The sequence below is a fragment of the Janthinobacterium sp. 344 genome (assembly GCF_900112025.1).
GTDB lineage: Bacteria > Pseudomonadota > Gammaproteobacteria > Burkholderiales > Burkholderiaceae_D > Janthinobacterium.
Genome location: NZ_FOKL01000006.1, coordinates 186,913 through 212,495 on the forward strand (window position 1 = coordinate 186,913; position 25,583 = coordinate 212,495).

General features: G+C 63.8%; 26 protein-coding genes. 18 read left to right on the top strand and 8 right to left on the bottom strand.

Features of this window, described 5'->3' with window-relative positions; all coding sequences use genetic code 11:
• The first annotated feature begins 201 nt into the window (after nucleotides 1-201).
• From minC to minE, 3 genes are read left to right on the top strand one after another with little or no spacing between them, the layout of a single operon-like run.
• Nucleotides 202-951, top strand: a complete 750-nt coding sequence (gene minC, locus BM193_RS17335; RefSeq protein ID WP_092799191.1) for a septum site-determining protein MinC — start codon at nucleotides 202-204, stop codon at nucleotides 949-951.
• 37 nt (nucleotides 952-988) lie between these two features.
• Nucleotides 989-1,804: a septum site-determining protein MinD gene (gene minD, locus BM193_RS17340; RefSeq protein WP_071325832.1), complete on the top strand. Its 816-nt coding sequence runs from the start codon at nucleotides 989-991 to the stop codon at nucleotides 1,802-1,804.
• A gap of 1 nt (nucleotide 1,805) precedes the next feature.
• Entirely contained in the window at nucleotides 1,806-2,057 is a 252-nt protein-coding gene (gene minE, locus BM193_RS17345) for a cell division topological specificity factor MinE (protein ID WP_034752886.1), read from the top strand.
• A gap of 44 nt (nucleotides 2,058-2,101) precedes the next feature.
• Here minE and BM193_RS17350 read toward each other — a convergent pair whose 3' ends face one another.
• The gene (locus BM193_RS17350; RefSeq protein ID WP_092798760.1) at nucleotides 2,102-2,605 is read right to left on the bottom strand and encodes a hypothetical protein; all 504 of its coding nucleotides are present in this window, start codon (nucleotides 2,603-2,605) and stop codon (nucleotides 2,102-2,104) included.
• A gap of 168 nt (nucleotides 2,606-2,773) precedes the next feature.
• On the opposite strand from BM193_RS17350, the gene BM193_RS17355 reads away from it, so the two are divergent.
• The 7 genes from BM193_RS17355 (at nucleotide 2,774) to BM193_RS17385 (ending at nucleotide 10,333) form a co-directional block, all read left to right on the top strand.
• The gene (locus BM193_RS17355) at nucleotides 2,774-3,463 is read left to right on the top strand and encodes a response regulator transcription factor (protein ID WP_092798761.1); all 690 of its coding nucleotides are present in this window, start codon (nucleotides 2,774-2,776) and stop codon (nucleotides 3,461-3,463) included.
• 92 nt (nucleotides 3,464-3,555) lie between these two features.
• Nucleotides 3,556-4,830: a glutamyl-tRNA reductase gene (gene hemA / locus BM193_RS17360; protein ID WP_092798762.1), complete on the top strand. Its 1,275-nt coding sequence runs from the start codon at nucleotides 3,556-3,558 to the stop codon at nucleotides 4,828-4,830.
• Between the two features lie 87 nt (nucleotides 4,831-4,917).
• A complete protein-coding gene (gene prfA / locus BM193_RS17365; protein ID WP_092798763.1) occupies nucleotides 4,918-5,994 on the top strand; it encodes a peptide chain release factor 1 in 1,077 nt (358 codons plus the stop codon).
• A 142-nt stretch (nucleotides 5,995-6,136) separates the two neighbouring features.
• Entirely contained in the window at nucleotides 6,137-6,610 is a 474-nt protein-coding gene (locus tag BM193_RS17370; RefSeq protein ID WP_092799193.1) for a disulfide bond formation protein B, read from the top strand.
• Between the two features lie 6 nt (nucleotides 6,611-6,616).
• On the top strand, nucleotides 6,617-7,447 hold the full coding sequence (prmC, locus tag BM193_RS17375; protein ID WP_092798765.1) for a peptide chain release factor N(5)-glutamine methyltransferase: 831 nt from the start codon (nucleotides 6,617-6,619) through the stop codon (nucleotides 7,445-7,447).
• Nucleotides 7,448-7,662: 215 nt separating this feature from the next.
• A complete protein-coding gene (gene gshA, locus BM193_RS17380) occupies nucleotides 7,663-9,264 on the top strand; it encodes a glutamate--cysteine ligase (RefSeq protein WP_092798766.1) in 1,602 nt (533 codons plus the stop codon).
• 25 nt (nucleotides 9,265-9,289) lie between these two features.
• Nucleotides 9,290-10,333, top strand: coding sequence for a histone deacetylase family protein (locus tag BM193_RS17385; RefSeq protein WP_092798767.1), 1,044 nt, complete (start codon nucleotides 9,290-9,292; stop codon nucleotides 10,331-10,333).
• 85 nt (nucleotides 10,334-10,418) lie between these two features.
• Here the strand turns inward: BM193_RS17385 and BM193_RS17390 are convergent, their stop codons facing one another.
• Both BM193_RS17390 and BM193_RS17395 read right to left on the bottom strand, forming a co-directional pair.
• Nucleotides 10,419-11,201: a LytR/AlgR family response regulator transcription factor gene (locus BM193_RS17390; RefSeq protein ID WP_092798768.1), complete on the bottom strand. Its 783-nt coding sequence runs from the start codon at nucleotides 11,199-11,201 to the stop codon at nucleotides 10,419-10,421.
• A complete protein-coding gene (locus BM193_RS17395; RefSeq protein WP_092798769.1) occupies nucleotides 11,188-12,453 on the bottom strand; it encodes a histidine kinase in 1,266 nt (421 codons plus the stop codon). The genes BM193_RS17390 and BM193_RS17395 overlap by 14 nt, the downstream gene beginning before the upstream one ends.
• 389 nt (nucleotides 12,454-12,842) lie before the next feature.
• Here BM193_RS17395 and BM193_RS17400 point away from each other — a divergent pair, with 389 nt between their 5' ends.
• On the top strand, nucleotides 12,843-13,268 hold the full coding sequence (locus BM193_RS17400) for an organic hydroperoxide resistance protein (RefSeq protein ID WP_092798770.1): 426 nt from the start codon (nucleotides 12,843-12,845) through the stop codon (nucleotides 13,266-13,268).
• Nucleotides 13,269-13,339: 71 nt separating this feature from the next.
• On the opposite strand, the gene BM193_RS17405 is transcribed toward BM193_RS17400, so the two are convergent.
• Entirely contained in the window at nucleotides 13,340-14,173 is an 834-nt protein-coding gene (locus BM193_RS17405; protein WP_092798771.1) for a type 1 glutamine amidotransferase domain-containing protein, read from the bottom strand.
• Between the two features lie 120 nt (nucleotides 14,174-14,293).
• Between BM193_RS17405 and BM193_RS17410 the strand changes: the two genes are divergently transcribed.
• From BM193_RS17410 to BM193_RS17420, 3 genes are read left to right on the top strand one after another with little or no spacing between them, the layout of a single operon-like run.
• Complete coding sequence (locus BM193_RS17410; RefSeq protein WP_175533328.1) at nucleotides 14,294-15,202, top strand: LysR family transcriptional regulator; 909 nt, start codon at nucleotides 14,294-14,296, stop codon at nucleotides 15,200-15,202.
• 40 nt (nucleotides 15,203-15,242) lie between these two features.
• The gene (locus BM193_RS17415) at nucleotides 15,243-15,710 is read left to right on the top strand and encodes a GNAT family N-acetyltransferase (protein ID WP_092798773.1); all 468 of its coding nucleotides are present in this window, start codon (nucleotides 15,243-15,245) and stop codon (nucleotides 15,708-15,710) included.
• A complete protein-coding gene (locus tag BM193_RS17420; RefSeq protein ID WP_092798783.1) occupies nucleotides 15,707-16,378 on the top strand; it encodes a Dph6-related ATP pyrophosphatase in 672 nt (223 codons plus the stop codon). The genes BM193_RS17415 and BM193_RS17420 overlap by 4 nt, the downstream gene beginning before the upstream one ends.
• A 64-nt stretch (nucleotides 16,379-16,442) precedes the next feature.
• Here the strand turns inward: BM193_RS17420 and BM193_RS17425 are convergent, their stop codons facing one another.
• Both BM193_RS17425 and BM193_RS17430 read right to left on the bottom strand, forming a co-directional pair.
• On the bottom strand, nucleotides 16,443-16,904 hold the full coding sequence (locus BM193_RS17425; RefSeq protein ID WP_092798784.1) for an FKBP-type peptidyl-prolyl cis-trans isomerase: 462 nt from the start codon (nucleotides 16,902-16,904) through the stop codon (nucleotides 16,443-16,445).
• A gap of 156 nt (nucleotides 16,905-17,060) precedes the next feature.
• Entirely contained in the window at nucleotides 17,061-18,938 is a 1,878-nt protein-coding gene (locus tag BM193_RS17430) for a potassium transporter Kup (protein ID WP_092798785.1), read from the bottom strand.
• A gap of 238 nt (nucleotides 18,939-19,176) precedes the next feature.
• Here BM193_RS17430 and rarD point away from each other — a divergent pair, with 238 nt between their 5' ends.
• Both rarD and ettA read left to right on the top strand, forming a co-directional pair.
• Nucleotides 19,177-20,061, top strand: coding sequence for an EamA family transporter RarD (gene rarD, locus BM193_RS17435; protein WP_092798786.1), 885 nt, complete (start codon nucleotides 19,177-19,179; stop codon nucleotides 20,059-20,061).
• Nucleotides 20,062-20,155: 94 nt separating this feature from the next.
• On the top strand, nucleotides 20,156-21,823 hold the full coding sequence (gene ettA / locus BM193_RS17440; protein WP_092798787.1) for an energy-dependent translational throttle protein EttA: 1,668 nt from the start codon (nucleotides 20,156-20,158) through the stop codon (nucleotides 21,821-21,823).
• Nucleotides 21,824-22,009: 186 nt separating this feature from the next.
• Here ettA and BM193_RS17445 read toward each other — a convergent pair whose 3' ends face one another.
• A complete protein-coding gene (locus BM193_RS17445; protein WP_092798821.1) occupies nucleotides 22,010-22,591 on the bottom strand; it encodes a porin family protein in 582 nt (193 codons plus the stop codon).
• Nucleotides 22,592-22,817: 226 nt separating this feature from the next.
• Between BM193_RS17445 and BM193_RS17450 the strand changes: the two genes are divergently transcribed.
• On the top strand, nucleotides 22,818-23,399 hold the full coding sequence (locus tag BM193_RS17450) for a putative pterin-binding protein (protein WP_092798823.1): 582 nt from the start codon (nucleotides 22,818-22,820) through the stop codon (nucleotides 23,397-23,399).
• 102 nt (nucleotides 23,400-23,501) lie between these two features.
• Here BM193_RS17450 and BM193_RS17455 read toward each other — a convergent pair whose 3' ends face one another.
• Nucleotides 23,502-23,864 (bottom strand): hypothetical protein, encoded by a 363-nt coding sequence (locus BM193_RS17455; RefSeq protein WP_092798825.1) that lies wholly within the window; start codon nucleotides 23,862-23,864, stop codon nucleotides 23,502-23,504.
• A 233-nt stretch (nucleotides 23,865-24,097) separates the two neighbouring features.
• Here BM193_RS17455 and BM193_RS17460 point away from each other — a divergent pair, with 233 nt between their 5' ends.
• Nucleotides 24,098-25,582 carry a sensor domain-containing diguanylate cyclase gene (locus BM193_RS17460; protein ID WP_254786300.1) on the top strand — a complete coding sequence of 495 codons (1,485 nt, stop codon included), beginning with the start codon at nucleotides 24,098-24,100 and terminating at the stop codon, nucleotides 25,580-25,582.
• Nucleotide 25,583: the final 1 nt, after the last annotated feature.

Below are 25,583 nucleotides of genomic sequence, written 5' to 3' on the forward strand. Positions count from 1 at the left end.
AGGGCCGCTTCGGGGGCAGCGCAGCGGTTTTCCGGGGCGCCGCCCGTTTTTTTTGCCATGAAGTAGGTGTTGCCCTGCGGAATAGCACGCGCCAGGTCCCTGAGGCCGATTTTTTTGCAGTAGAATGCAAGAAATTTACTGCTCCCTATTGTTGCCGTACAGCACAGTTGGCCTGCCGCAGTTTCACCTTGATAAATGTTTATGTCCAAAAGCCCGTCGCAGAAGCCTATCGAAATCAAGATTTCCACCGTCGTCGCCGTTTCCGCCATCGTGCATAGCGCCGATACGCAGGCACTCGATGCCGCCTTGCACGACATGACGGGAGGCGTGGCGGACTTTTTCGAGGACGACCTGGCCGTGCTGGACGTGGCCGCCCTGCCGCCTGGCAGCGTGCCCGTCGACTGGGCGGCCCTGGTGGCCCTGCTGAAAAAATACCGTTTGAATGCCGTGGCCGTGCGCAATGCGCCAGCCGAGATGCACGCGGCCATCCTGGCGCAGGGCCTGAGCCTGGACAGCGGCAAGACGCGCGACGACGCGCCGCCCAAGGATGGCCCCAAGGATACCCCCACGGCGGCCGCCCAGTCGGGCGCCGACGCACAGGTGATGGTGGTCGACACGCCCGTGCGGGCCGGCCAGCGCATTTATGCGCGCGGCTGCGACCTGATCATCACGGCCGTCGTCAACAATGGCGCGGAAATCATCGCCGACGGCAGCATCCACGTGTATTCCTCGCTGTACGGCCGCGCGCTGGCGGGCGCCTCGGGCAATGCCCAGGCGCGCATCTTCGCGCTGGCCATGGAACCGGAACTGGTCTCGATCGCGGGCGTGTACCGCACCTTCGAGGATGGTTTCCCTCCGGAAATGGCGCGCGGACCCGCGCAAATTCGTTTGGCTGGGGACAGAATCGATATACACTCTGTCAATCCGGTCACTCCCGTGAACCGCTCTTAAGCTGCACAATTCAAGAGATATCTGAAAAGGATTATTTGTGGCAAGAATTATTGTTGTGACGTCCGGCAAGGGCGGTGTCGGCAAGACGACCTCTAGCGCCAGTTTTTCCACTGGCCTGGCCATGCGCGGCCACAAGACAGCCGTGCTCGACTTCGACGTGGGCCTGCGCAACCTCGACCTGATCATGGGTTGCGAGCGCCGCGTGGTCTACGACCTGATCAATGTGATCAATAAAGAGGCCACCCTGAACCAGGCCCTGATCAAGGACAAGCACTGCGACAACCTGTTCATCCTGCCCGCCTCGCAGACGCGCGACAAGGATGCCTTGTCGGAAGAAGGCGTGGAACGCGTGTTGAACGACCTGATCAACATGGGCTTCGAATTCATCATCTGCGATTCGCCGGCCGGCATCGAGCATGGCGCGCTGATGGCGCTGACGTTTGCCGACGAAGCCATCATCGTCACCAATCCGGAAGTATCGTCGGTGCGCGATTCGGACCGCATCCTCGGCATCCTGCAAGCCAAGTCGCGCCGCGCGCAGACGGGCGGCGAACCCGTCAAGGAACATCTCTTGATCACCCGCTACTCGCCGAAACGCGTGGAATCGGACGAGATGCTGTCCTACCAGGACGTGCAGGAAATCCTGCGCATCCCGCTGGTGGGCATCATCCCGGAATCGGAGCAGGTGCTGGCCGCCTCGAACCAGGGCAATCCGGCCATCCATTTCAAGGGCACGGACGTGGCGCAAGCCTATGAAGACGTGGTGTCGCGTTTCCTCGGCGAAGATGTCGAGCTGCGCTTTACCAACTATGAAAAGCCTGGATTACTCCAGCGCATTTTTGGGGCGAAGTGATATGGCCTTGCTTTCTTTCCTGTTCCCCCCCAAGCCGAAGACGGCCACCGCGGCCAAGGAACGCCTGCAGATCATCATCGCCCGCGAACGCAGCGGACGCGATGGTCCGGACTTCCTGCCCGCCCTGCACAAGGAATTGATCGCCGTCATTTCCAAGTACACCAAGGTCAACGCGGACGACATCAAGATCTCGCTGGACCGCCAGGGCAACCTGGAAGTGCTCGACGTCAACGTGGTGCTGCCGGACGCCTGATGCTTCACGCCCCTCCTGGCCACGCCCGGGTGGGGCGCTCCAGGTCAATCCGGCCGTACCGCAAGCAACTCCTGCGCCACCGCGGCGCAGGCATTCACGTGCTGGTTGCCGATCTGGCGGAACACGGCATAGCCGATCGCCGCCGCCACCGCCTGTCCCGCAAACGGCACGAAGCGCGCCACCTGCTTGGTGGCGATCTTGACGCCACTGCGCTTGAGCAGCTGGAGGATCAGCTCGCGCGACACCAACTTTCCCACCAACATGCCTCCCATGCCCACCGCCGCGCGGTAAGCCATCAGCTTGAATTGCGGGTTGAGGCGTTCGATCTGCTCGGGCGTGAGGCCGAATTCGTGATTGATATCATTGATCAGCATGGAAAACAGGCCCACGTCGGACATCAGGTCGATGCCGGGAATGGGGATGGCCGAGGCGCCGGCCGACATCATGGCGCGCCGCTGCACCAGGCGCCGGCAACGCTCGCGCACTTGCTCGATTTCGGCATGACTGGCCGGTATCAGGGTCCAATCGGTGGTGCTCTTGTCTGCCATTGCCGTTTCTCCGCGAGTAGGGGTAGATGAACAAGTGTAACGTAAAGGGGCTCCCCTCCGATTTCACTGGACACAATTGCAATCTCTGTTATATTTCACTAGAGCATTCCTTAACATTACGATAAGCAGAGCGGACCGTCTGTTTGTTGCTACACATTCCAGCCAATTATGCGAATTGCCGTACTCGATAGCGACCATACTCAGGCAGAACTGATCTGCCAGGTGCTCACCGCCGCCGGCCATGCTTGCCATGAGTTTCAGAGCGGCAAGGAAATGCTGGGGCAGCTGCGCAAGGACAGTTGCGACATGCTCATCCTCGACTGGCATGTGAGCGACCTGGACGCCGCCGAAGTGCTGCGCCGTGCACGCGAAAAACTGGCGCCCAAGGCGCCGGTGTTGTTTATGACCAACAGCTCCGGCGAGGACGACGTGGTGGCGGGCATGACGGCCGGCGCCGACGACTACATGATCAAGCCCTTGCGGCGCAGTGAACTGACCCTGCGCACCCAGGCGCTGCTGCGCGTGGCGTATCCGGCCCAGAATGGCGCCGAGCAATTGCAATTTGGGCATTACACCTTTGAAACCCGTCCCGGCCGCCTGCTGATGGATGGCGAAGTGCTGGACGTGACGCACAAGGAATTCGCCCTGGCGCTGCTGTTTTTCCGCAACCTGGGCCGCCCCCTGTCGCGCGCCTACATCCATGAAGCCGTGTGGCAGCGCGACACGGCCCTGCCCTCGCGCACCATGGATACCCACGTTTCGCGCGTGCGCAACAAGCTGCAGCTGAAACCGGAACATGGCTACCGGCTGGTGCCCGTCTACAGTTATGGTTATCGCCTGGAAAAACTGGGGGGGTGACGCCCGCGCATCCGGGCGAAAACAGGCGGGCTGCTCAAAGAGCGGGCACAAAGCGCTATAATGTCGGCATAAGAATTCCCAACAGTCCTGAAATGCAACTGCTCGCCGTCGGCCTCAACCACACCACCGCACCAGTGTCGCTCCGCGAACAGCTGGCGTTTGCGCCTGAGCATCTGGGCCAGGCGGTGATGGCGGCGCGCACCTGGTTCCAGCGCATCGACCTGCGCGACAACGACGAAGCGGCCATCCTCTCGACTTGCAACCGCACCGAGCTGTATGCGGCCAGCCACGTGCCCAATCCGCTCGACGCGGGCGCGCATTTCCTGGCCGACTATCACCAGCTCAATTACAGCGAGCTGCGCCCCCACTTGTATATGCTGCCGCAGCACGATGCCGTGCGCCACACCTTCCGCGTCGCCTCCGGGCTCGACTCGATGGTGCTGGGCGAAACCCAGATCCTGGGGCAGATCAAGGACGCCATCCGCACGGCCGACGAGGCAGGCGGCCTGGGCACGTATCTGCACCAGTTGTTCCAGCGCAGCTTTTCGGTGGCCAAGGAAGTGCGCAGCAGCACGGAAATCGGCGCCCACAGCGTGTCCATGGCGGCCGCCGCCGTACGCCTGTCGCAGCGCATCTTCGACAAGATCGCCGAGCAGAACGTGCTGTTCATCGGCGCCGGCGAAATGATTGAATTGTGCGCCACGCACTTCGCGGCGCAGAATCCGAAAAGCATCACCATTGCCAACCGCACCATGGAACGGGGCGAGGAGCTGGCGCACCGCTTTTCCGGCACGGCCATCCGCCTGGCCGACTTGCCGGAGCAGCTGCACCAGTTCGACATCGTCATCTCGTGCACGGCGTCGTCCTTGCCGCTGCTGGGCCTGGGCCTGGTCGAGCGCGCCATCAAGGCACGCCGCCACAAGCCCATGTTCATGGTCGACCTGGCCGTGCCGCGCGACATCGAAGCGGAAGTGGGACGCCTGAACGACGTCTTCCTGTACACGGTCGACGACCTGGGCAAGGTCGTGCAGACGGGCCTGGAAAGCCGGCAAGCGGCCGTGGCGCAAGCCGAGTCCATTATCGAGACGCGCGTGCAATCGTTCATGAGCTGGGTCGATGACCGCGCCATGGTGCCCGTCATCCAGCATCTGCATGAAAACAGCGAGGCGCTGCGCCTGCTGGAAGTGGAACGGGCGCGCAAGATGCTGGCCAAGGGCGCCGACATCGACGCCGTGCTCGAAGCGCTGTCGAAAGGCTTGACGGCCAAGTTCCTGCACGGTCCGCAGCAGGCGCTGCACCACGCGCAAGGTGACGAGCGCAAGCAGCTGGCCACCCTGCTGCCGAAACTGTTCCGTCACCGTCGTTAGCGCTGCCCCGCGGGCCGCCCGCGCGCGGCCACCCCTGTCCGCCTGCCGGGCCCGTACTATCCCTACACTCTTTTACCGCGAATCGCTATGAAACCATCCATGCTGGCCAAACTCGATCAACTGGCGAACCGCCTGGTCGAACTCGACGAACTGCTGATGCACCCGGACGCCACGTCGAACATGGACAGCTACCGCAAGATGACGCGCGAGCATGCCGAACTGGGCCCCTTGGTGGCCCTGTACCGTTCCTACCAGGAAGCGGGCAACGACATCGCCACGGCGCAGGACATGCTGGCCGACCCGGACATGAAGGACTTCGCCCAGGAAGAGATCGAAACGGCCAAGGCCACCATGGCGCAGCTGGAACGCGAATTGCAGACCATGCTGCTGCCGAAGGACGTCAATGACGAGCGCAATATTTTCCTGGAAATTCGCGCCGGCACGGGCGGCGACGAATCCGCCCTGTTCGCCGGCGATTTACTGCGCATGTACACGCGCTTTGCCGAACGCAACCGCTGGCAGGTGGAACTGGTGTCCTCGTCCGATTCGGATCTGGGCGGCTACCGCGAAGTGATCGTGCGCGTGGTCGGCAATGGCGCCTATTCCAAGCTGAAATTCGAGTCGGGCGGCCACCGCGTGCAGCGCGTGCCCGCCACGGAAACCCAGGGCCGCATCCACACCTCGGCCTGCACGGTGGCCGTGATGCCGGAAGCGGACGAAGTGGAAGACGTCAACATCAACCCGGCCGACCTGCGCATCGACACCTACCGCGCCTCGGGTGCGGGCGGACAGCACATCAACAAGACGGATTCGGCCGTGCGCATCACCCACTTGCCGACCGGTATCGTGGTGGAATGCCAGGATGACCGCAGCCAGCACAAGAACAAGGCGCAGGCCATGAAGGTGCTGGCCGCGCGCATCAAGGACGTGCAGCTGCGCGAACAGCAGTCGAAGGAAGCGGCCACGCGCAAGAGCCTGATCGGCTCGGGCGACCGCAGCGAGCGCATCCGCACCTATAACTTCCCGCAAGGGCGCCTGACGGACCACCGCATCAACCTGACGTTATATAAACTGGACTTCATCATGGATGGGGATTTGACGGAACTGACGAATGCGCTGGCGGCGGAGCACCAGGCGGAACTTTTAGCAGCGCTGGGGGATTAACCCCCTGAAGCAAGGGCCGGGGTCGGACCCTGAGGGTCCGACCCCGGATTCTGCCTTTGGGTTTAAGTAGCGGCTAAGCAATAAAAATCCGGCCTTGTGCGAAAATGACCAGCTCGATTCCATCCACCTCACCGTGTCGCCCATGAAAAATTCACGCACCGTCCTCCTGTTGATCGCCGCCCTGTGTTTCCTGATGCTGGGCGTGGCCATGTATTTGCAGCATGCCATGAACATGGCGCCGTGCCCGCTGTGCGTGATCCAGCGCTACCTGTTCCTCGCCATCGCCATCGCCTGCCTGGGCGGCGCGGCCGCCAACCGGCCGAGCATCGGCGCCGGCATCGGCCTGCTGGCGGCCCTGGGCGGCCTGGGCGTGGGCGCCAAGCATCTGTACGTGCTGGCCAATCCCGGCTTCTCGTGCGGCATCGACCCTGTGGAAACGGCGCTGAACAAGGTCTTCACGGCTGAGCTCATGCCTTTCATGTTTGAATCGTATGGCGCCTGCGAAAACGCCGGCGAGCCATTTTTCGGCCTGTCGATCCCGCAATGGGCATTTGCCTGGTTTGCCATTTTTGCCATCGGCCTGCTGTGGACCATGCTGCGCCGCAAACAACACTAGACATTTATGCCAGAAACACTGATTCCCGCCGGCAGCACTGTCGGCGCCCTGCAAATGCGCCCGCTGCTCGACCCGCTCGACAACCGCATCCTGCTGGGCCACGCGCTGGGCCTGTCGCGCGTGAGCCTGATCACGCAATCGGAGCGCGTGCTCACTGCCGATGAAGCGCAGCGACTGTCCGGCTTGCTGGCGCGCCGCCTGCAGGGCGAGCCGATCGCCTACATCGTCGGCCAGCGCGAATTCTTCGGCTTGCCGTTTGCCGTCAGCGACGCCGTGCTGATCCCCCGCCCCGATACGGAAGTGCTGGTGGAGCTGGCGCTCGAACGCCTGCCGCCCGGCGGGCGGGTGCTCGACATGGGCACGGGCAGCGGCGCCATCGCCGTCGCGCTGGCGCATACGCGGCCCGACGCCGTCGTCACGGCCCTGGACGTCAGCAGCGCGGCGCTGGCCATGGCGCGCCGCAACGCCAGCGCCAATGGCGTCAACATCACCTTCATGGCCAGCGACTGGTTCGAAGCGCTGGGCACGGAAAAATTCGACCTGATCGTCTCGAACCCGCCCTACATCGCCAGCGGCGACCGCCACCTGGCCGAAGGCGATTTGCGCTTCGAGCCGGCCGGCGCGCTGACCGACCATGCGGACGGCCTGTCGGCCCTGCGCACCATCGTCTCCGGCGCCGCGCGCCACCTGGCGTCCGGCGCCTGGCTGCTGATGGAGCACGGCTATGATCAGGCGGCCCAGGTGCGCGGCTTGCTGGCCGAAGCCGGCTACGGCAAGGTGCAGAGCTGGCGCGACCTGGCCGGCATCGAACGGGTCAGCGGCGCCCGCCTGGGCTGACCGCCTTGCCGTGCGCGGCGCTTGACCCAGCGATGCGCCAGATCCTCTTCAGTTTGTTAAAATATCAAGCGAATTCCTGACCGAAGCGCCGCTCCCGTGCCGTGGGGCGGCCGCTGGCGATGCGGCGTTTTTTGGGCCGGCGCCGACGCATTTGCCAATTTTCGGTTAATCTCAGCACAAATTATTTATATGCTGCACAAGAAAGGAAGCTCAAATTGCCCAACCTGTTGACTCGCCGCCTGGCATTGCTGACCGAAGATGCCAACCGCGCGCTGCTGGGCGGCTTGCGCGGCATCGAGCGTGAAACCCTGCGCGTCGACGCCGCCGGCCATCTGGCTTCCACGCCCCATCCCGTCGCCCTGGGCTCGGCGCTGACGCACCCTGAGATCACCACCGACTACGCCGAAGCGCTGCTCGAATTCATCACGCCGGCCGAAGCCGACATTGCCATCACCCTGGACAAGCTCGACACCGTGCACCGCCATGCCTACAGCCGCCTCGGCGACGAGCTGCTGTGGAGCCAGTCGATGCCGTGCCAGCTGCCGCCCGAGGAGGAGATCGCCATCGCCAACTACGGCAGCTCGAACATGGGCATGCTCAAGCACGTCTACCGGCGCGGCCTGGCCCTGCGCTACGGCAAGGCCATGCAATGCATCGCCGGCATCCACTACAACTACTCGCTCGACGAACAGCTGTGGCAAGTGCTGGCCAGCCAGGCAGACACCAGCGCCAGCCCCGCGCACGCGACGGCCTCGGCCAAGGATGTGCAGTCGGAAAGCTACCTGGCGACGATCCGCAATTTCCGCCGCTACAGCTGGCTGCTGATGTACCTGTTCGGCGCCTCGCCGGCCTTATCCAGCGGTTTCCTGCGCGGCCGCGCGCACAAGCTCGACACCTTGTCCGACGACACCCTGTTCCTGCCGTACGCCACCAGCCTGCGCATGAGCGACCTGGGCTACCAGAACGATGCCCAGTCGGGCCTGCGTCCGCACGAAAACAGCCTGGACGACTACGTCAACGCGCTGACGCACGCCGTCAACGATCCATATGCGCCGTACGAGGCACTGGGCACGAAAAAGGATGGCGAGTGGATCCAGCTCTCCACCAATGTGCTGCAGATCGAAAATGAATACTATTCGACCATCCGTCCGAAGCGCGTGATCCGCACGGGCGAGCGGCCGATCCAGGCCCTGTGCCTGCGCGGCGTGCAATACATCGAGGTGCGCTGCATGGACGTCGATCCGTTCGAGCCGGTGGGCATCAGCCTGGAGACGGGCCGCTTCCTCGACGCCTTCCTGCTGTTCTGCGCGCTCGACGACAGCGGTCCCATCTCGGCCGAGCAAAGCGCCTGCTACACCAGCAATTTTGCCCGCACGGTGAAGGAAGGCCGCACGCCGGGCCTGACCCTGCGCCGCGATGGCGAAGAGATCGGCTTGCAAGCGTGGGGCGAGGAATTGCTGGCGCGCATCGCCCCCGTGGCGGCCTTGCTCGACGCGCGCCAAGGCGGCACGGCGCATGCGGACAGCCTGGCGGCGCAAGCCGTCAAACTGGCCGATCCGGACGCGACGCCGTCGGCCAAGGTGCTGGCCGAACTGCGCGCCAACGGCGGCTCGTTTGCCGCCTTCGGCCTGCGCCAGAGCGAGCGCCACGCCGCCTACTTCCGCGCGCACCCGCCCACGCCCGAGCAAAGCGCGTACTTCGATCAGCTGGCGGAAAGCTCGCTGGCCGAGCAGCGCGCCATGGAAGCGGCGCCCGCCGGCAGCTTCGACGATTTCGTCGCCGCCTACCGCGCCAGCACCCTGTGCTCGCACACCTGATCCCGCCAGGACTGCCGCGCGCCCCATGCTGACCTTCTACAATGAATTGCACAGCCAGCACCGGGGCCGCTTCGAATGGTTTCGCGGCGAGATGGTGCCCTGCTTCGAGACGCCGGAACGGGCCGACATGGTGGTGGCCGAACTGGGACGGCGCAACCTGGGCCGCATCGTCACGCCGCACGGCGTGCCGCTGACGTCACTGGAACGCATCCACACGCCGCGCTACCTGCATTTTTTGCGCCACGCCTGGCACGAGTGGCTGGCGCTCGATCCCGACAACGCCGGCAAGGATGCGCTGCCATCCGTGTGGCCCGTGCGCACCTTGCGCAGCGATATCGAGCCAGACAACTTCGCGGCCAGGCTGGGCCTGTACTCGATGGACAATGGCACGCCGCTGACGGCCGGCACGTGGACGGCGGCCAAGACGGGCGCCGACTGCGCCGTCAACGCGGCGCACGCGCTGCGCCTGGGAGAACGGGCCACGTTCGCCCTGACACGGCCCCCGGGCCACCATGCGGGCAGCGATTTCTTTGGCGGCTACTGCTACCTGAACAACGCGGCCCTGGCCGCGCAGCACCTGCTCGACGACGGCGCGCGCAAGGTCGCCATCCTCGACATCGACTACCACCACGGCAACGGCACGCAGAGCATTTTCTATGCGCGCGATGACGTGCTGTTCGCCTCCATCCACGCCGACCCGCGCAGCGAATATCCGTTTTACCTGGGCCACGCCGACGAGACGGGCAGCGGCGCCGGCACCGGCTACAACCTCAACCTGCCGCTGCCGGCCGGCAGCAGCACGCCCAGCTGGTTCGCCGCGCTGGAAACGGCCTGCCTGCGCATCAGCATGTACGCGCCCGACGCGCTGGTCGTCTCGCTGGGCGTCGACACCTTCGTCGGCGATCCCCTCTCGCACTTCGCCCTGCAAAGCGGCGACTACCTGCGCGTGGGCGAACGCCTGGCGCACCTGAACCTGCCCACCGCCTTCATCCTCGAAGGGGGCTATGCGGTGAAGGAACTGGGCATCAATGTCGTCAATGTGCTTGAAGGTTTTGAAACCGCGGAGTAATGCTGGGGTCAGACGGGGACGCCGAGTCCCTCAACACCGCTAACGTCAAGCTCAGTGCCAACACAAACGGAGGTTTGCCCCGGCTTTACATGTTCCGGAACAAACTCATGAACGGCTGGCTCACGGCCAGGGTTTCCGGCCGCGTCTTCAGGCGCAGGACGCCGCGTCCCACCTCGTCGCGCGTGACGGCGGCCACCATCTTCATGTTGACGATGGTGGAGCGGTGGATCTGCTTGAAGATGGCCGGATCGAGCACGTCGAGCAGTTCGCGGATCGGCTTGCGCAGCAGCGCCTCGCCCTCCGCCGTCATGACGGCCGTGTACTTGGTGTCGGACTGAAAATAGGCGATGTCTTCCACCATGATCAGCCGCGTATCCTTGCCGCTGCTGGCCGTCAGCCACACCAGCGGCGGCGACTTGGCGGCCGCCGGCAAGGCGCTGTTCAATTGCTGCAGCAGGCCGGCCAGCGCGCTGTCGTGCCCCTTCGCCTTGCCGGCGCGCGCCTGCAGGCGCTGCAAGGTGGCCTGCAGGCGCTCGTGCGAGATCGGTTTCAGCAGGTAATCGACGGCGCCCTTGTCGAACGCGTCGATCGCATACTGGTCGTAGGCCGTGACGAACACCACCTGCGTGGCGGGACTCGCCACCAGCGCGCCGGCCGCCACTTCCAGGCCCGTCAGGCCCGGCATGCGGATGTCCAGAAATGCCACGTCGGGACGCAGGGTGGCGATGGCGTCGAGCGCCGTGCCGCCATCATCGCAGGCGGCGACGATGCGCAAGGCTGGCCACAGTTCGCCCAGCATTGCGACCAGCGCATCGCGCAGCAGGGTTTCATCTTCGGCGATGACGCAGGTCAGTTCAAGCGGATGCATACGACACTCCTTGCGCCGTGCTGTCGGGTACCGTGATGGTGGCCGTCACGCCATCGGGAAAATTGGCCAGAATGGAAAACGCGGCGGCATTGCCGTAGGTCAGGCGCAGGCGCTCGCGCACGTTGCGTAAACCAATACCCGTGCCGGCGCCATCGTCGCTGAAGCCCTTGCCATCGTCGGCCACCGTGACGATCACCGTGCCGTTGCCGCTGCGCGCCATGATCCAGATGGTGCCGCCGCCGCTCTTCGGCTCCAGTCCATGCTTGATGGCGTTTTCCACCAGCGTTTGCAGCATCATCGGCGGCAGTTCCACCTGGCGCAGGTATGCCGGCACCTCGATCTGCAGGTTCAGGCGCGCGCCCATGCGGATCTTCAAGATATCGAGATAGGCGCGCGCCCGTTCCAGTTCCGTGCCCAGGGTCGACATGGCTTGCTCGGTGCGCGGCAGCGAGTGGCGCAGGTACAGGATCAGGTTGCCCAGCATCTCGTCGGCGCGCGCCGGGTCGCTGCGCGTGAGCAGCTGCGCGCTGGCCAGGGTGTTGTACAGGAAGTGCGGCTCCACCTGCGCATGCAGCAGGCTCAGTTTGGCCACCGTCAGTTCCTTTTCCGTCACCGTCTGGCGCGCCTCGGCCTGCTCGCCGCGGCGGCGCTGCGCCACCCGGCGCGTGAGCGCCCGCGTCACCGCTTCCGCATTTTCCAGGTTGCTGCCATGGTCGACGAGGAACCAGTCCGTCCACGCATTGCGCGCCGGTTCGCAGATCAGGGTCACGCTGCCCGCCTCGCCGTTCGGCGTGACGGTGGCGAGGATCTGGTTCGGCCGCGGTTCCAGGAAACCCAAAAAACGCATGCGCGGCAAGCCCGTGTGCGTGTACGGCGCCGCGCGGCGCACGCGCGCCTGCACCTGCAGGCTGTCGCGCGCGCTCTCGACCACTTCGCTGCCCGGCAGTTCGCGGATGGCCGCATCGATCATGTCGAACGCTTCGCCCGCCTCGAACGGAATCTCGATCTGGCGCCGCTGGCGGCTCGACAGGGTGCCGGCGTTGACGGCACCGGCGATCAGGCGCACGCGCCGCACATGCGAAAACGCATTCGTGATGACGGCGCTGGCCAGCAGCGCGCCGACGATGACAAAAAAGCCTTCCGTCTGCCCGAAGATATAGCGCAGGAAATTCTCGACCAGGATGGCGGTGGCGATGATGTACGTGAGCATCGTCGCCAAGGTGATGCGCAGGATAAAGAAGAGACTGGTCATGATTTTTTCCTCGGCTATTGATATGGGCCCAGCATAACCATCGGCCCCGGCGGCGGTGGCCATTATGCGATGGAAGCCCGGTAATGGCGACAAAGGCATCAAAATAAAGGTTCAAGACACCTGACCAGACCTACTGCGCGTCGGTATCGGTGGCCTGCGATGCTCACCGTCCTGAAAGGACGGTTGCGCGTCTCCCTTCCGCGCGCAACGGTTGTGTCCGGTGTCATGACTGCATGAATAAAATCGCTTGCAATTAAATAGCGCACGATATATATTGCACACATGGACGCCGGATTACTTCTTCAGACGGGCATCCTGGGGCCACGGCCCGCGAAACAAGTAGCACACTATTTAGTAGTCACCTATTTATCTACCTAAAGGAAACCATCATGTCGATCAAACAAGTCCTGTACCGCGCCCAAGCCACCGCCACCGGAGGCCGCGAAGGCCGTGCCGTGTCGTCCGACAAGGTGCTCGACGTGAAACTGACCACGCCGAAGGAACTGGGCGGCAATGGCGCCGTCGGCACCAATCCGGAACAACTGTTCGCCGCCGGCTACTCGGCCTGCTTCATCGGCGCCATGAAATTCGTCGGCGGCCGCGACAAGATCGCCGTGCCGGCGGACCTGTCGATCGAAGGCAACGTCGGCATCGGCGCCATCGAGACGGGCTTCGGCATCGAAGTGGAACTGAAGATCTCGCTGCCGGGCATGGAGCGCGCCGCCGCCGAAGCGCTGGTCGCCGCCGCCCACATCGTCTGCCCGTATTCGAACGCCACGCGCGGCAACATCGACGTGACCCTGACGATCGTGTAATCGCAGGACGAAAAGCAGCGCCGCACGCCCTGCACCTCCCCGGCCGCGCCTTGGCGCCGCCGGGGATTTTTTTAGCGCAGCGCGCGCAGCAACTGCTCCGCCAGGGCCGGCGCCGAGGCGGGATTCTGTCCCGTGATCAGTTCGCGGTCGACCACCACGTTGCTGGTCCACGGCGCCTGGTTCCGCACATACTGCGCGCCGGCCGCCTGCAAGCCCGATTGCGGATAGAACTTCATCAATCCGCCCTTCAGCGCGCCCTGCGCCGCCAGCTCTTCCTGGTTGCTGATCACCGTCATGCGGTAGCCGCTGTAGATCCAGCCGGCCGGCTTGGCCGGCGTCCGGCCCGCCTCCAGCGCGGCCGTAAACTGGGCCGCCTGCGGCAGGGCCGACAGCAGGGCGATGGGGCCATGGCACAGCAGCGCCGTCGGCTTGCCGTCCGCGTGGAACTGGCGCAGCAGCGCGCCCAGGCTGGCGTCCTTCAACAGATCCTGCATGGGCGCGTGGCCGCCCGGCACCAGCACGGCCGCATAGTGGCCATAGCCGATCTGCGCCACCCGCTGCAGGCTGATCACGGGCGAGCGGCCCGGCACCGTCAGCGCCAGCTGCTCCAGCAAGGCCTTGTGCGCCGCATGGGCGGCCGCGTCGCCGCCAAAATAGGCGTCCGTATCGGAGCTGGCGTCCAGGGTCGGCGCCTGGCCCTGCGGCGTGGCGAACGTCACCGTGTGGCCCGCGTCGAGCAGTCGTTTCACGGGCTGCATGAGTTCATTCAGGTAAAAGCCCGTCTGGAAAACCTTGCCGTCGCGCAGGTCGAGGTGGTTCGCATCCGACAGCACGACGAGGACCTCGGCCGCCTGGGCGCTGGAAAGGGCGGCGAGCAGCAGGCTGCTGATGACTAATTTTTTCATGGTGTGGCCTTTCTGTAGAGAGGACACCAGCATATTGCGAATCAAAATGTGGAAAAATGATGAATAATGCATGGCACTGATGCGTAATAGGTCTGAATGCAGACGCGGAAGGGAACCGACATGGATAAATTGCAGGCGATGCAGCTGTTTCGCCGCGTGGCCGAGCTGGGCAGCTTTCGCCGCGCGGCCGATGAACTGGACTTGTCCGCCTCGTATGTGAGCCGGCGCATCGGCCAGCTGGAGCAGGAACTGGGCGGGCGCCTGATGACGCGCACCACGCGCCAGCTGGCCCTGACGGAAACGGGCGCCGCCTACCTCGAGCACTGCCGCAAATTGCTCGACGAACTGGCGCAGGCCGAGGACATGGTGGCCCACTCCACGGCGCACGTGACGGGCCGCCTGCGCATCAACGCGCCGCTGTCGCTGGGCGTGGGCGAGCTGGCCGAGGGCCTGGCCGACTTCATGGCCGAGTGGCCCGCGCTGCGCCTCGATGTCGACCTGAAGGATGAATACGTGGACCTGGCGGCCGCCAACTACGACCTGGGCTTTCGCGTCACCACGGCGCTGACCGATTCGAGCTACGTGGCGCGCCACATCCACGACTACCGCCTGCACATCTGCTGCGCGCCCGCCTACCTGGCGCGCCACGGCCCCTTGCTGGCACCGACGGACCTGACGCGCCAGCGCTGCTTCATCTACAGCCACGCCCTGTTCGGCAACCGCTGGCCGCTGCGCCACGCGGGGCCGCACAGCGACATCGAAGTGCCGAACTGGGTGCGCACCAACAACACGCTGTTCATGCGCGGCCTGATCCTGCGCGGCCTCGGGATCGGCATCCTGCCCACCTTTGTCTGCCGCGAGGAACTGGCCAGCGGCGCCCTGGTCGAGCTGTTCCCCGACGTCGAGCGCCCCAGCCTGGCGCTGTTCGCCATCTACCCGTCGCGCCAGCTGGTGGCGCCGCGCGTGACGCGCTGCATCGAGCACCTGAAGCAGTGGTATGCGCAGCGCTATCCCACGCCGGCGGCGTGAAGCCGGTAAAATCACGACCACTCTCAATCAAGGATGACCCATGATCAGCTGGCAATGGAACACGTTCGACGAACTCGGCCCCCACGATTTGTACCAGGTGCTGGCCTTGCGCCAGCGCGTGTTCGTCATCGAACAGCAGTGCATTTACCCGGACCTCGATGGCCATGACCAGCAAGCCATGCATCTGCTGGGCTGGCAGACGGCCGATGGCCAGCGCCGGCTGGCCGCCTACCTGCGCGTGCTGGCGCCGGGCGCCAAGTATGTGGAAATGTCGCTGGGCCGCGTGCTGACGGCGCCCGAGGCGCGCAGCAGCGGCGCCGGCAAGCAGCTGCTGCTCGAAGGCATCGCGCGCGCCGAGCGCCAGCATCCGGGCCACGCCATCCGCATCGGCGCGCAGCACTACCTGGAACGCTTCTACCAGTCCTTCGGCTTTGTCACCGTCAGCGCCCCGTACGACGAAGACGGCATCCAGCATGTCGACATGCTGCGCGCGGAGCAAGCGGCATGACGACGGCACTGATTTCCTGGAGCGGCGGCAAGGATTCCTGCCTGGCGCTGTGGCGCGCGCGCGCCGCCGGCATGGCCGTGCCGCTGCTGATCACGGCCATGGATGAAGATGGCCGCAAGTCGCGCTCGCACGGCGTGCCGCCGGAATTGCTCGAAGCGCAGGCGGCCAGCCTGGGCGCGCGCCTGCAGCGCTATCACGCCAGCTGGGCCAGTTATGAAGAGAAATTCATCGCCATGCTGCGCGCGGCGAAAGCAGAAGGCATCGCCCACGCCATCTTTGGCGACATCGACCTGCAGCCGCACCGCGACTGGGAAGAAAAGGTCTGCGCCAGTGCCGGCCTGACGGCGCACCTGCCCCTGTGGGGCGAAGCGCGGCGCGCGCTGGTCGATGAATTTCTCGCCGCCGGCTTCAAGGCCATCGTCGTGTGCATCAATGGCCAGCATCTGCCGCGCGAATTTTGCGGGCGCGAGTTCGATGCCGCCTTTTTGGCCGACCTGCCGCCCGGCGTCGACGCCTGCGGCGAAAATGGCGAATTCCACACCTTCGTCTATGACGGTCCCGCCTTCCGCGCCCCCGTCGCGCTGCGCCGCACGCAGGTGCTGCAATACGATGCGCCGGCCAATCTGGGTGGCGCCACGTATTACTTCCAGGAACTGGCACCGGCCTGAGGGCCCTCAAAGCAAAAAGGGCGATTCCGTGGAATCGCCCTTTTTTCTGCCACCGTGCGCGTGCTTACTTTTTCGTCACGGCCACCAGCTTGACTTCAAACAGCAAGCCCGCATAGCCAGGAATCTTCGGCGGGCTGCCTGCCTTGCCATAGCCCAGGTCATACGGAATGGACAGGATGCGCGTGCCGCCCTCCTTCATGCCGACCAGGCCGCGGTCCCAGCCCAGGATGACCTGGCCGATGCCCAGGGTGAGCTTGAAACCGGCAGCCGTCGGCGTCGCATCGAATTGCGCGCCCTTGTTGTCCGGCTTGCTCGCGTCATACAGCCAGCCAGTGTAGGTCACCAGCAAATTATCGCCCGCCGCCGCCGCCGCGCCGGTTCCTACGACCGGGTCGGTGAAGCTGAGCTCCTTCACTTGCGTATTCGGGTCGAGCACCACCGGCTTCTCGGTGTTTGCGGCGGCGCCGCAGGCAGTCAGGGCCACTGCGCAAGCGAGCGTGGCGATCAATTGAAATACCGATTTCATGGTTTCCCTTTAAATATTGGAGTGTGACTGAGGCCCGTACGGTGCGGACCGGTACGGGCTGGAGTTTAACAGGAGTCGTGTACCCCATTTGTAAGCAGACGTAAGCACGGCGGTAATTGGTGTGCCAATACAACATTGGCACAACAACCACATTGGCTAGATTTCCACCTGCGTGCCCAGTTCGATCACCCGGTTGCTGGGGATCTGGTAGTAGTCGGCCGCCGTGCGCGCATTGCGCGACATGGTGACGAACAAATGCTCGCGCCACGGCATCATGCCGGCGCCCGGCGTCGAAATGATGGTCTGGCGGGCGATGAAGAACGAGGTTTCCATCATCTCGAAATCGAGTCCCTGCTGCGCGCATTGCGCCAGCGCATCGGGAATATCCGGCTCATCCTTGAAGCCGTAATGCACGTTGACCTGGTAGCACTGGTGGCCCAGGTCCACCACGCGCACGCGCTCGGACGGTGCCACCCACGGTTCTTCATGCATGAAGACGGTGAGGAAGATGACGCGTTCATGCAACACTTTGTTGTGCAGCAAGTTATGCAACAGCGCATGCGGCACGCCATCCGTTTCGCCGCGCAGGAAGATGGCCGTGCCCGGTACGCGCAGCGGCGGCGCGATGAACAGCGACGACAGGAAATCGTCGAGCGGAATCGCATGCTTTTCCAGGTTCTGGAATACCAGCTGGCGGCCCCGCTTCCAGGTCAGCATGACGATGAACAGAATCGAACCCAGCAGCAGCGGGAACCAGCCGCCGTGGAACAGCTTCAGCGCCGTGGCCGACACCAGGTTGACGTCGATGATCAGGAAGAAGCCCGTGGCGGCCCAGCACAGGGCCAAATTCATCTTCCAGCGGTAGCGGATGACGAAGAAGGTCAGGATGGTGGTGCACAGCATGGTGGCCGTGACGGCGATGCCGTAGGCGGCGGCCAGGTTTTCCGAGGAGCCGAAGCCGACGACGGCCAGCAGCACCACGCACAGCTGCAGCCAGTTCACGGCGGGAATGTAGATCTGGCCGATCTCGCTTTCCGACGTGTGGCGCACGCGCATGCGCGGCAAGAAGCCCAGCGCGATGGCTTGCTTGGTCATCGAGAAGGTGCCGGAAATGGTCGCCTGCGAAGCGATCACGGTGGCCATGGTCGACAGGATCACCAGCGGATACACGCTCCACGCGCCCAGTTGCTGGTAAAACGGATTCGACACGGCTTCCGGATGGGCCAGCAGCAGACCGCCCTGCCCCAGGTAATTCAGGGCCAGCGCGGGGAAGGCGATCAGGAACCACGCCATGCGGATCGGCTTCTTGCCGAAGTGGCCCATGTCCGCATACAGCGCCTCGGCGCCCGTCAGCGCCAGCACCACGGCGCCCAGCGCGACGAAGGCGACAAAGCCGTTATGCATCAGGAAGGTGGCCGCGTGGATGGGGTTGAGGGCGGCCAGGATATGCGGCGACTTGATGATGTTGACCACGCCCATGGCGGCCAGCGAGGCAAACCACAGCACCATGATGGGCGCGAAATAGCGGCCGATGCCGGCCGTGCCGTGCGCCTGCACCGAGTACAGGGCCACCAGCACCACCATCGTCAGCGGCACCACGTAGGCGCTCAGGGCGGGCGTGGCCACTTCCAGGCCCTCGATGGCCGACAGCACGGAAATGGCCGGCGTGATCACGCTGTCGCCATAGAACAGGGTGGCGCCGAAGACGCCGATCACCATCAGCGGGAAATGCCAGCGCGACAAACGGCTGACGGACGACAGCACCAGCGCCATCAGGGCCATGATGCCGCCCTCGCCGCGGTTGTCGGCGCGCAGCACCAGGGTTACGTACTTGAGCGAAACGATCAGGGTCAGGCCCCAGAAGATCAGTGAAACGATGCCCAGCAGATTCTCGTGCGACAGCGCCAGGCCATGGGCAGGATCAAAAACCGTCTTCAGGGTGTACAGCGGACTGGTGCCGATATCGCCGTAAACGATGCCGACGGCCGCCAGGGTCATGCCGGCCAGGCCGCTTTTTTTGTGTTCCGACGTCAAGGTTGCACCCGTTTTTGTTTTGTTGCATCGCACAATATGATAGGTATTAGCAAATAGCAAGAGTATTTTTGCATGGTTCCGCAGCTGCCCCAAGGTCGTTGTTTTCTACCGTCGCACCCCCATCGGGCGGGCGGGCGGCCGTTGATTTGTTGCCATTCTACGCCTCGCCAGCGGCGCCGGGCAGCCCCCGGTGTTTTCAGCGATAATGACAGACTGACCACTCTCCAGCCCCGCCACCATGAATCCAGGCATGTTGTACGCTTCCCTCGCCTTCCTGTGCTGGGGCCTGTTCCCACTCTACTTCCACGCCATAGACGAGGTCGCACCGCAGGAAATCCTCGCACACCGCATGGTCTGGTCGCTGCTATTCCTGGGGATCGTGCTGACCATCCGCCGCCAATGGAGCTGGCTGGGCACCTTGCGCGGCCAGCCGAAAGTGGTGGCCAGCTTCGTCGCCAGCGCGTTTTTACTCTCCGCCAACTGGTTCATCTATATCTGGGCCGTCAACAACGGCCACGTGGTCGATGCCAGCCTCGGCTATTTCATCACGCCGCTGGTCAACGTCATGCTGGGCTTTTTGCTGCTGCACGAGCGCCTGCGCCGGCCGCAATGGCTGGCCATCGGCCTGGCCGCCTGCGGCGTCGCCTGGCTGACGTGGCAGGCGGGACAAGTGCCGTGGATCGCCCTGCTGCTGGCGGCCACCTTTGGCGGCTATGGCTTGCTGCGCAAGACGGCCGCGCTGGGCGCGCTGGAAGGGCTGTCGTTTGAAACCCTGATCCTGTTTCCGCTGGCGCTGGCCTACATGCTGTGGCTGGGCTGGCAGGGGCAAAGCGGCTTCGTCAATACAGACTCGTCCGCCACGCGCGCCTTGCTGCTGGCGTCCGGCCCCATCACGGCGATCCCCCTGCTGCTGTTCGCCGCCGGCGCGCGCCGCCTGCCGCTGGCCGTGCTGGGCTTGCTGCAATACATCGCCCCCACGGGCCAGCTGCTGATCGGCGTGTGGGTCTTCCACGAATCGTTTACGCCCGAGCGCATGCTGGGCTTCCTCGTCATCTGGACGGCGCTGGCCCTGTATGCGGCCGAAGGCCTGTGGCACAGCCGCCGCGCGCGCCTCGCCGCGTAATCGCCTCGCTGCGCGCCCCGGCAGCGCGCAGCGCTGGCCGGAAGCGGGCGTTTACCGTATCCTGTCCGTCTTTGTATATCACCCGAGATTTCTAATGGCAAATTACGTCTACACCATGAATCGCGTGGGCAAAATCGTTCCGCCCAAGCGCCAGATTCTGAAAGATATTTCCCTCTCCTTCTTCCCAGGCGCGAAGATCGGCGTGCTGGGCCTGAACGGCTCCGGTAAATCGACCCTGCTGAAAATCATGGCCGGCATCGACACCGACATCCAGGGCGAAGCCGTGCCGATGCCGGGCCTGAACATCGGCTACCTGCCGCAGGAACCGCAGCTCGACGCGGACAAGACCGTGCGCCAGGAAGTCGAATCGGGCCTGGGCGAAGTGTTTGAAGCGCAAGCCAAGCTGGAAGCCGTGTACGCCGCCTACGCCGAGGAAGACGCCGATTTCGACGCCCTGGCCACGGAACAGGCACGCCTGGAGGCGATCATCTCGACCTCCGACGGCGGCAATCTGAACTTGCAGCTGGAAATGGCCGCCGACGCGCTGCGCCTGCCGCCATGGGATGCCAAGATCGGCGTGCTGTCCGGCGGTGAAAAGCGCCGCGTGGCGCTGTGCAAGCTGCTGCTGTCCAAGCCCGACATGCTGCTGCTCGACGAACCGACCAACCATCTGGATGCGGAATCGGTCGACTGGCTGGAGCAATTCCTGCTGCGCTTCCCCGGCACCGTGGTGGCCATCACCCATGACCGCTACTTCCTCGACAACGCGGCGGAGTGGATTTTGGAACTGGACCGCGGCCACGGCATTCCATGGAAGGGCAATTACTCGACCTGGCTGGACCAGAAGCAAGCGCGCCTGAAGCAGGAAGAAGCGACGGAATCGGCACGCCAGAAAGCGCTGCAGAAGGAATTGGAATGGTCGCGCCAGAACCCGAAAGCGCGCCAGGCCAAGTCGAAGGCCCGCCTGGCCCGTTTCAACGAGCTGTCCGAGCACGAATACCAGAAGCGCAACGAAACGCAGGAGATCTTCATTCCCGTGGCCGAACGCCTGGGCAATGAAGTCATCGAGTTCAAGAACGTGTCGAAAGCGTTCGGCGACCGCCTGCTGATCGATAACCTGAGCTTTACCGTGCCGCCAGGCGCCATCGTCGGCATCATCGGCCCCAACGGCGCCGGTAAATCGACCCTGTTCAAGATGATCACCGGCAAGGAAACACCGGACAGCGGCGAAGTGGCCATCGGCCAGACGGCGCGCGTCTCCATCGTCGACCAGAACCGCGATAGTCTGGCCGACAACAAATCCGTCTTCGAAGATGTGTCCGGCGGCGCCGACATGCTGACGGTGGGCCGTTTCGAAATGCCGTCGCGCGCCTACCTGGGCCGCTTCAACTTCAAGGGTTCGGACCAGCAAAAGCAAGTGGGCAACCTGTCCGGTGGTGAACGGGGCCGCTTGCACCTGGCGAAAACCTTGCTGATGGGCGGCAACGTCCTGCTGCTCGATGAACCGTCGAACGATCTGGACGTGGAAACCTTGCGCGCGCTGGAAGACGCCCTGCTGGAATTTGCCGGCAGCGTCATGGTCATCTCGCATGATCGCTGGTTCCTCGACCGTATCGCCACGCACATCCTGGCATTCGAAGGCAACTCGCAAGTCACCTTCTTTGACGGCAACTATCAGGAATACGAAGCCGACAAGAAGAAACGCCTGGGCGAAGAAGGCGCCAAGCCGAAGCGCATCCGCTACAAGCCGCTGACCACGTAATATAGGTCCGGCAATGCAAAAAGGCAGTCACCTCGCGGTGACTGCCTTTTTTTTCAGCACACTTCCAGTCTTTAAAACCGTAGCGAGCGGCAACGAATTGTGGCTGAGAAGCGGAGCTGTGCTATAGCACGGGGCCGCCGAGGCAGTGAGCATCGGAGGCCGCAAAGCGTGCCGGGCAGTAGGTTTTTAGAAGTTGTAGCGTGCGCCCAGGGCGATGCCGGTGGCCTTGTGGCCCTGGTCGGCGCTCTTGCCGAAGTGTTCCACTTCCGCCGTCAGCGAGACTTTCTCGTTAATCGCGTACTGGGCGCCGACGGAGGCATACACGCCCGTCTTGTTCTCGCCCGACACGCCGCTCGACAGGCCGGTGCCGCTCAGGCTATTGTCGACGCGGGCCACGCCCAGCTTGCCGAACACGCCGACTTTATCCGTCACGGGCATGGTGGCCTTGCCGGCCAGGTAATAGCCGTGCGAATCGCTCTTCACGGAACCGTTGCCGGCGCCCGTGACATAGCTGTAATCCTTGCTGCCGAAATCAGCGTAGCCGCCCTCGACCGCCCAGGTCTTGTCGAAGTCATAGCCGGCGAACACTTTCCCGCCAGCCTTGTAACCGCTGTGGTTATCGGCGCTGGTGGCGCCAGGAACATCAAAATTGTAGCGGTTGCCCGTGATGCCGGCACCCACGTAGGCGCCTTCGGCGTGCGCGGCGCTCATGCCGGAGAATGCGGTAACGGAAGCGATCATTGCAAACAGGATTTTCTTTTTCATCATGTTCTCTCTCTCAATTAGTGAATGGTGCCTGGATTCGCAGTTCAGCGAAGTGCGATGACTACACAATAACAGCCGCAAAAAGCTACGTCTTTCTCCATTCCGTAAGAACTGTGACAAGATGTAAGCTAACATTCCAAACTGACAATAACAGCAAAATGCGCACTGTTGCCAGAACTTAAGCTAGACTTAAGAACATTAGCGATTTCCTGTCAAAGAGGAGAAGTGCATGCACAAACGCCAGTTTCTCGCCGCCGCGCTGGCGGCCGGCGCCCTGCCCGCCAGCGCGCGCGCCGCGTCCGCAGCCCTGCGCGGTCCGGCCCTGCTGACCGTCACGGGCAGCATAGCCAAGCCCAACCGGGGTCCATTCGACGCCGTGCGCGACCAGATGATGCACAAGCAAAAGATCAGTTTTGAGCGGGCGCGCGCGTTCGACTACGCGGCATTGACGAATTTGCCGGCACACACAATCCGCCCCACGCTGGAATACGATGGCAAGGCGCATGCGCTGCGCGGGCCGCTGCTGGAAGAGCTGTTGAAGGCGGCCGGCACGCCGCAGGACGATGCCGTGCGCCTGCTGCTGCGCGCCGTCGATGGCTATGCGGCGGCGCTGACCCTGGCGCAAGTGCGCGCCCGGCGTGTGATTGTCGCCACCCACCTGGACGGGCAGCCGATGGCGCTGGGCGGCCTCGGTCCCCTATGGGCGATCCACGATGCCGACCGCATCGCGGAGATGGCGGCCTTGCCCCTGGCCGAACGTTTCGCCAGCTGCCCGTGGGCGCTGTATCACATCGGGGTGGAGACGGGCTAAGGCGGGGCGAAGGTGGCTTGCAACGCCGGACAACACCGTCGCCAGCGGCACAGATATGCGCCGCGGCGCGCAGCCGGTCTTGACAGGCGCGTTGACGCGTCCTTACGCGTAGGCTTCCGCCATCGACATGACGCGCGGCGCGATGACAATGCCGTGCTCCTCGAACAGGGCCGTGATGGCCGCCAGGTTCTGCGTGCACTCGTCCGTCTTCCAGCCCTTGAAGATATCGGTGCCGTCTTTCTGGAAATGCAAGTCCAGCACCTTGCCCTGGTCCTTGTGCAGATACGGCGAGCTGTAGGTATTCTCGAAGCCGAGCGCCTTCAACTGGCCCAGCAAGGCATGCGGTGGATGGTCGGGATCGGTGGCGAGAAACACGCCGAAGGTCTTGCCGGGCGGCTTGGCGGCGATATCGACCTCGTAGATACCGGGGGCTTTGCTGACGGACGTACTCTTTAAAAATAACATGCAACACTCCTTGCGCGTGGCGCCCTGCGCCGGAAACGGGCGGCAAGACAGGGTGATGCGCGATGCTTCCCCTCATCAAATATTATTGCTTATTTGCATCTTTGTCGACAAATCGGCACTTTTATTTGGTAAGTCGTGGTTATCTTGTCGCGTCTACCCGCATAAATTGCCAATAAAGCTAGTTATCATTGCATCAATACGGGGCCTGCTGCATACTTTTGGCTTGCGTAAAGATGGCCGCCAGCCGGCCGCCCCCCGTCTCCATGCGTCTTCTGTCGATCAAATACCGCCTGCTCATCCTCCTGACGCTGATCCTGGGCGCGGGCTTCCTGGCCACCACCCTGGCCAGCTACCTGGCGTCGCGCACGGCCATCGAGCACGGCATCGCCGACCAGACCTTGCCTTTGACGGGCGACAATATCTATTCCGAGATCCAGAAGGACATGCTGCGCCCCGTCTTCATTTCCTCGCTGATGGCGCACGACACCTTCGTGCGCGACTGGATCCTCGCTGGCGAACGCGATCCGGCGCAGATCGTGCGCTACCTGGCCGAGGTCAAGAAGAAATACGGCGCCATCACCAGCTTTCTCGTCTCCGACAAGAGCAGCCGCTACTATTACGCGGAAGGCACCCTGAAATCCGTCAGCCCGGAAGCCACGCGCGACATCTGGTATTACCGCGTGCGCGCCATGGAAAACAGCGATTACGAAACGAATGTCGACGTGGACATGGCCAACCGCGACAGCATGACCATCTTCATCAACCACCGCGTCTATGACTACGACGGCCAGTTCATCGGCGCCACGGGCATCGGCCTGACCCTGGCCACCATGAGCCACATCATCGACCGCTACCAGGCGCGCTTCCACCGCAACATTTATTTTGTCGATGGCGCCGGCACCTTGGTGCTGTCGGGCAAGAGCATGCGTGAAGGCCATGCCAACATCCGCAGCCTGCCGGGCGTGCACGCCATCGCCGACCGGATCATCAACCGGCGGAGCGAGCCGACGCACCTGTCCTACCAGCTGGGCCACGCGCAAATCCTCGTCAACTCGCGTTTCATTCCCGAACTGGGCTGGTACCTGGTGGTCGAACAGAACGTCAGCGACGAGGTCAAGTCGCTGCAGGGCGTGTTCATCCTGAACCTGGCCATCAGCTTTGGCGTGACCTTGCTGGTCCTCGTCCTGACCCTGCTGACGGTGAACCGCTACCAGCGCCGCATCGAGCGCATCGCGTCGACGGATGCGCTGACCGGCCTCTTGAACCGCCAGTCGCTGGAACTGCTGTTCCAGCGCGCCATGCTGCTGTCGCGGCGCACGGCGCAGCCGATGTCGGCCATCCTGTTCGACATCGATTTCTTCAAGCGCGTCAACGATACGCACGGCCACCTGTGGGGCGACAAGGTCATCCGCGGCGTGGCCGACGTGGCGCGCGCCAGCGTGCGCGAAAGCGACGTCGTCACGCGCTGGGGCGGCGAGGAATACCTGGTACTGCTCAACGATTGCAGCCTGGCGCAGGCGATGGAGGTGGCGGAAAACCTGCGCGCCGCCGTCGAACGGCACGACTTCGGCATGCCCGAGCCGCACGTGCGCGTGACGATCAGCCTGGGCGTGGCCGAATACCGGCCGGACGAGAGCGAATCGAGCTTCTTTTCACGCGCCGACAGCGCCCTGTATCAGGCCAAGCATCACGGCCGCAACCGCCTGCACGCCGCCTGAC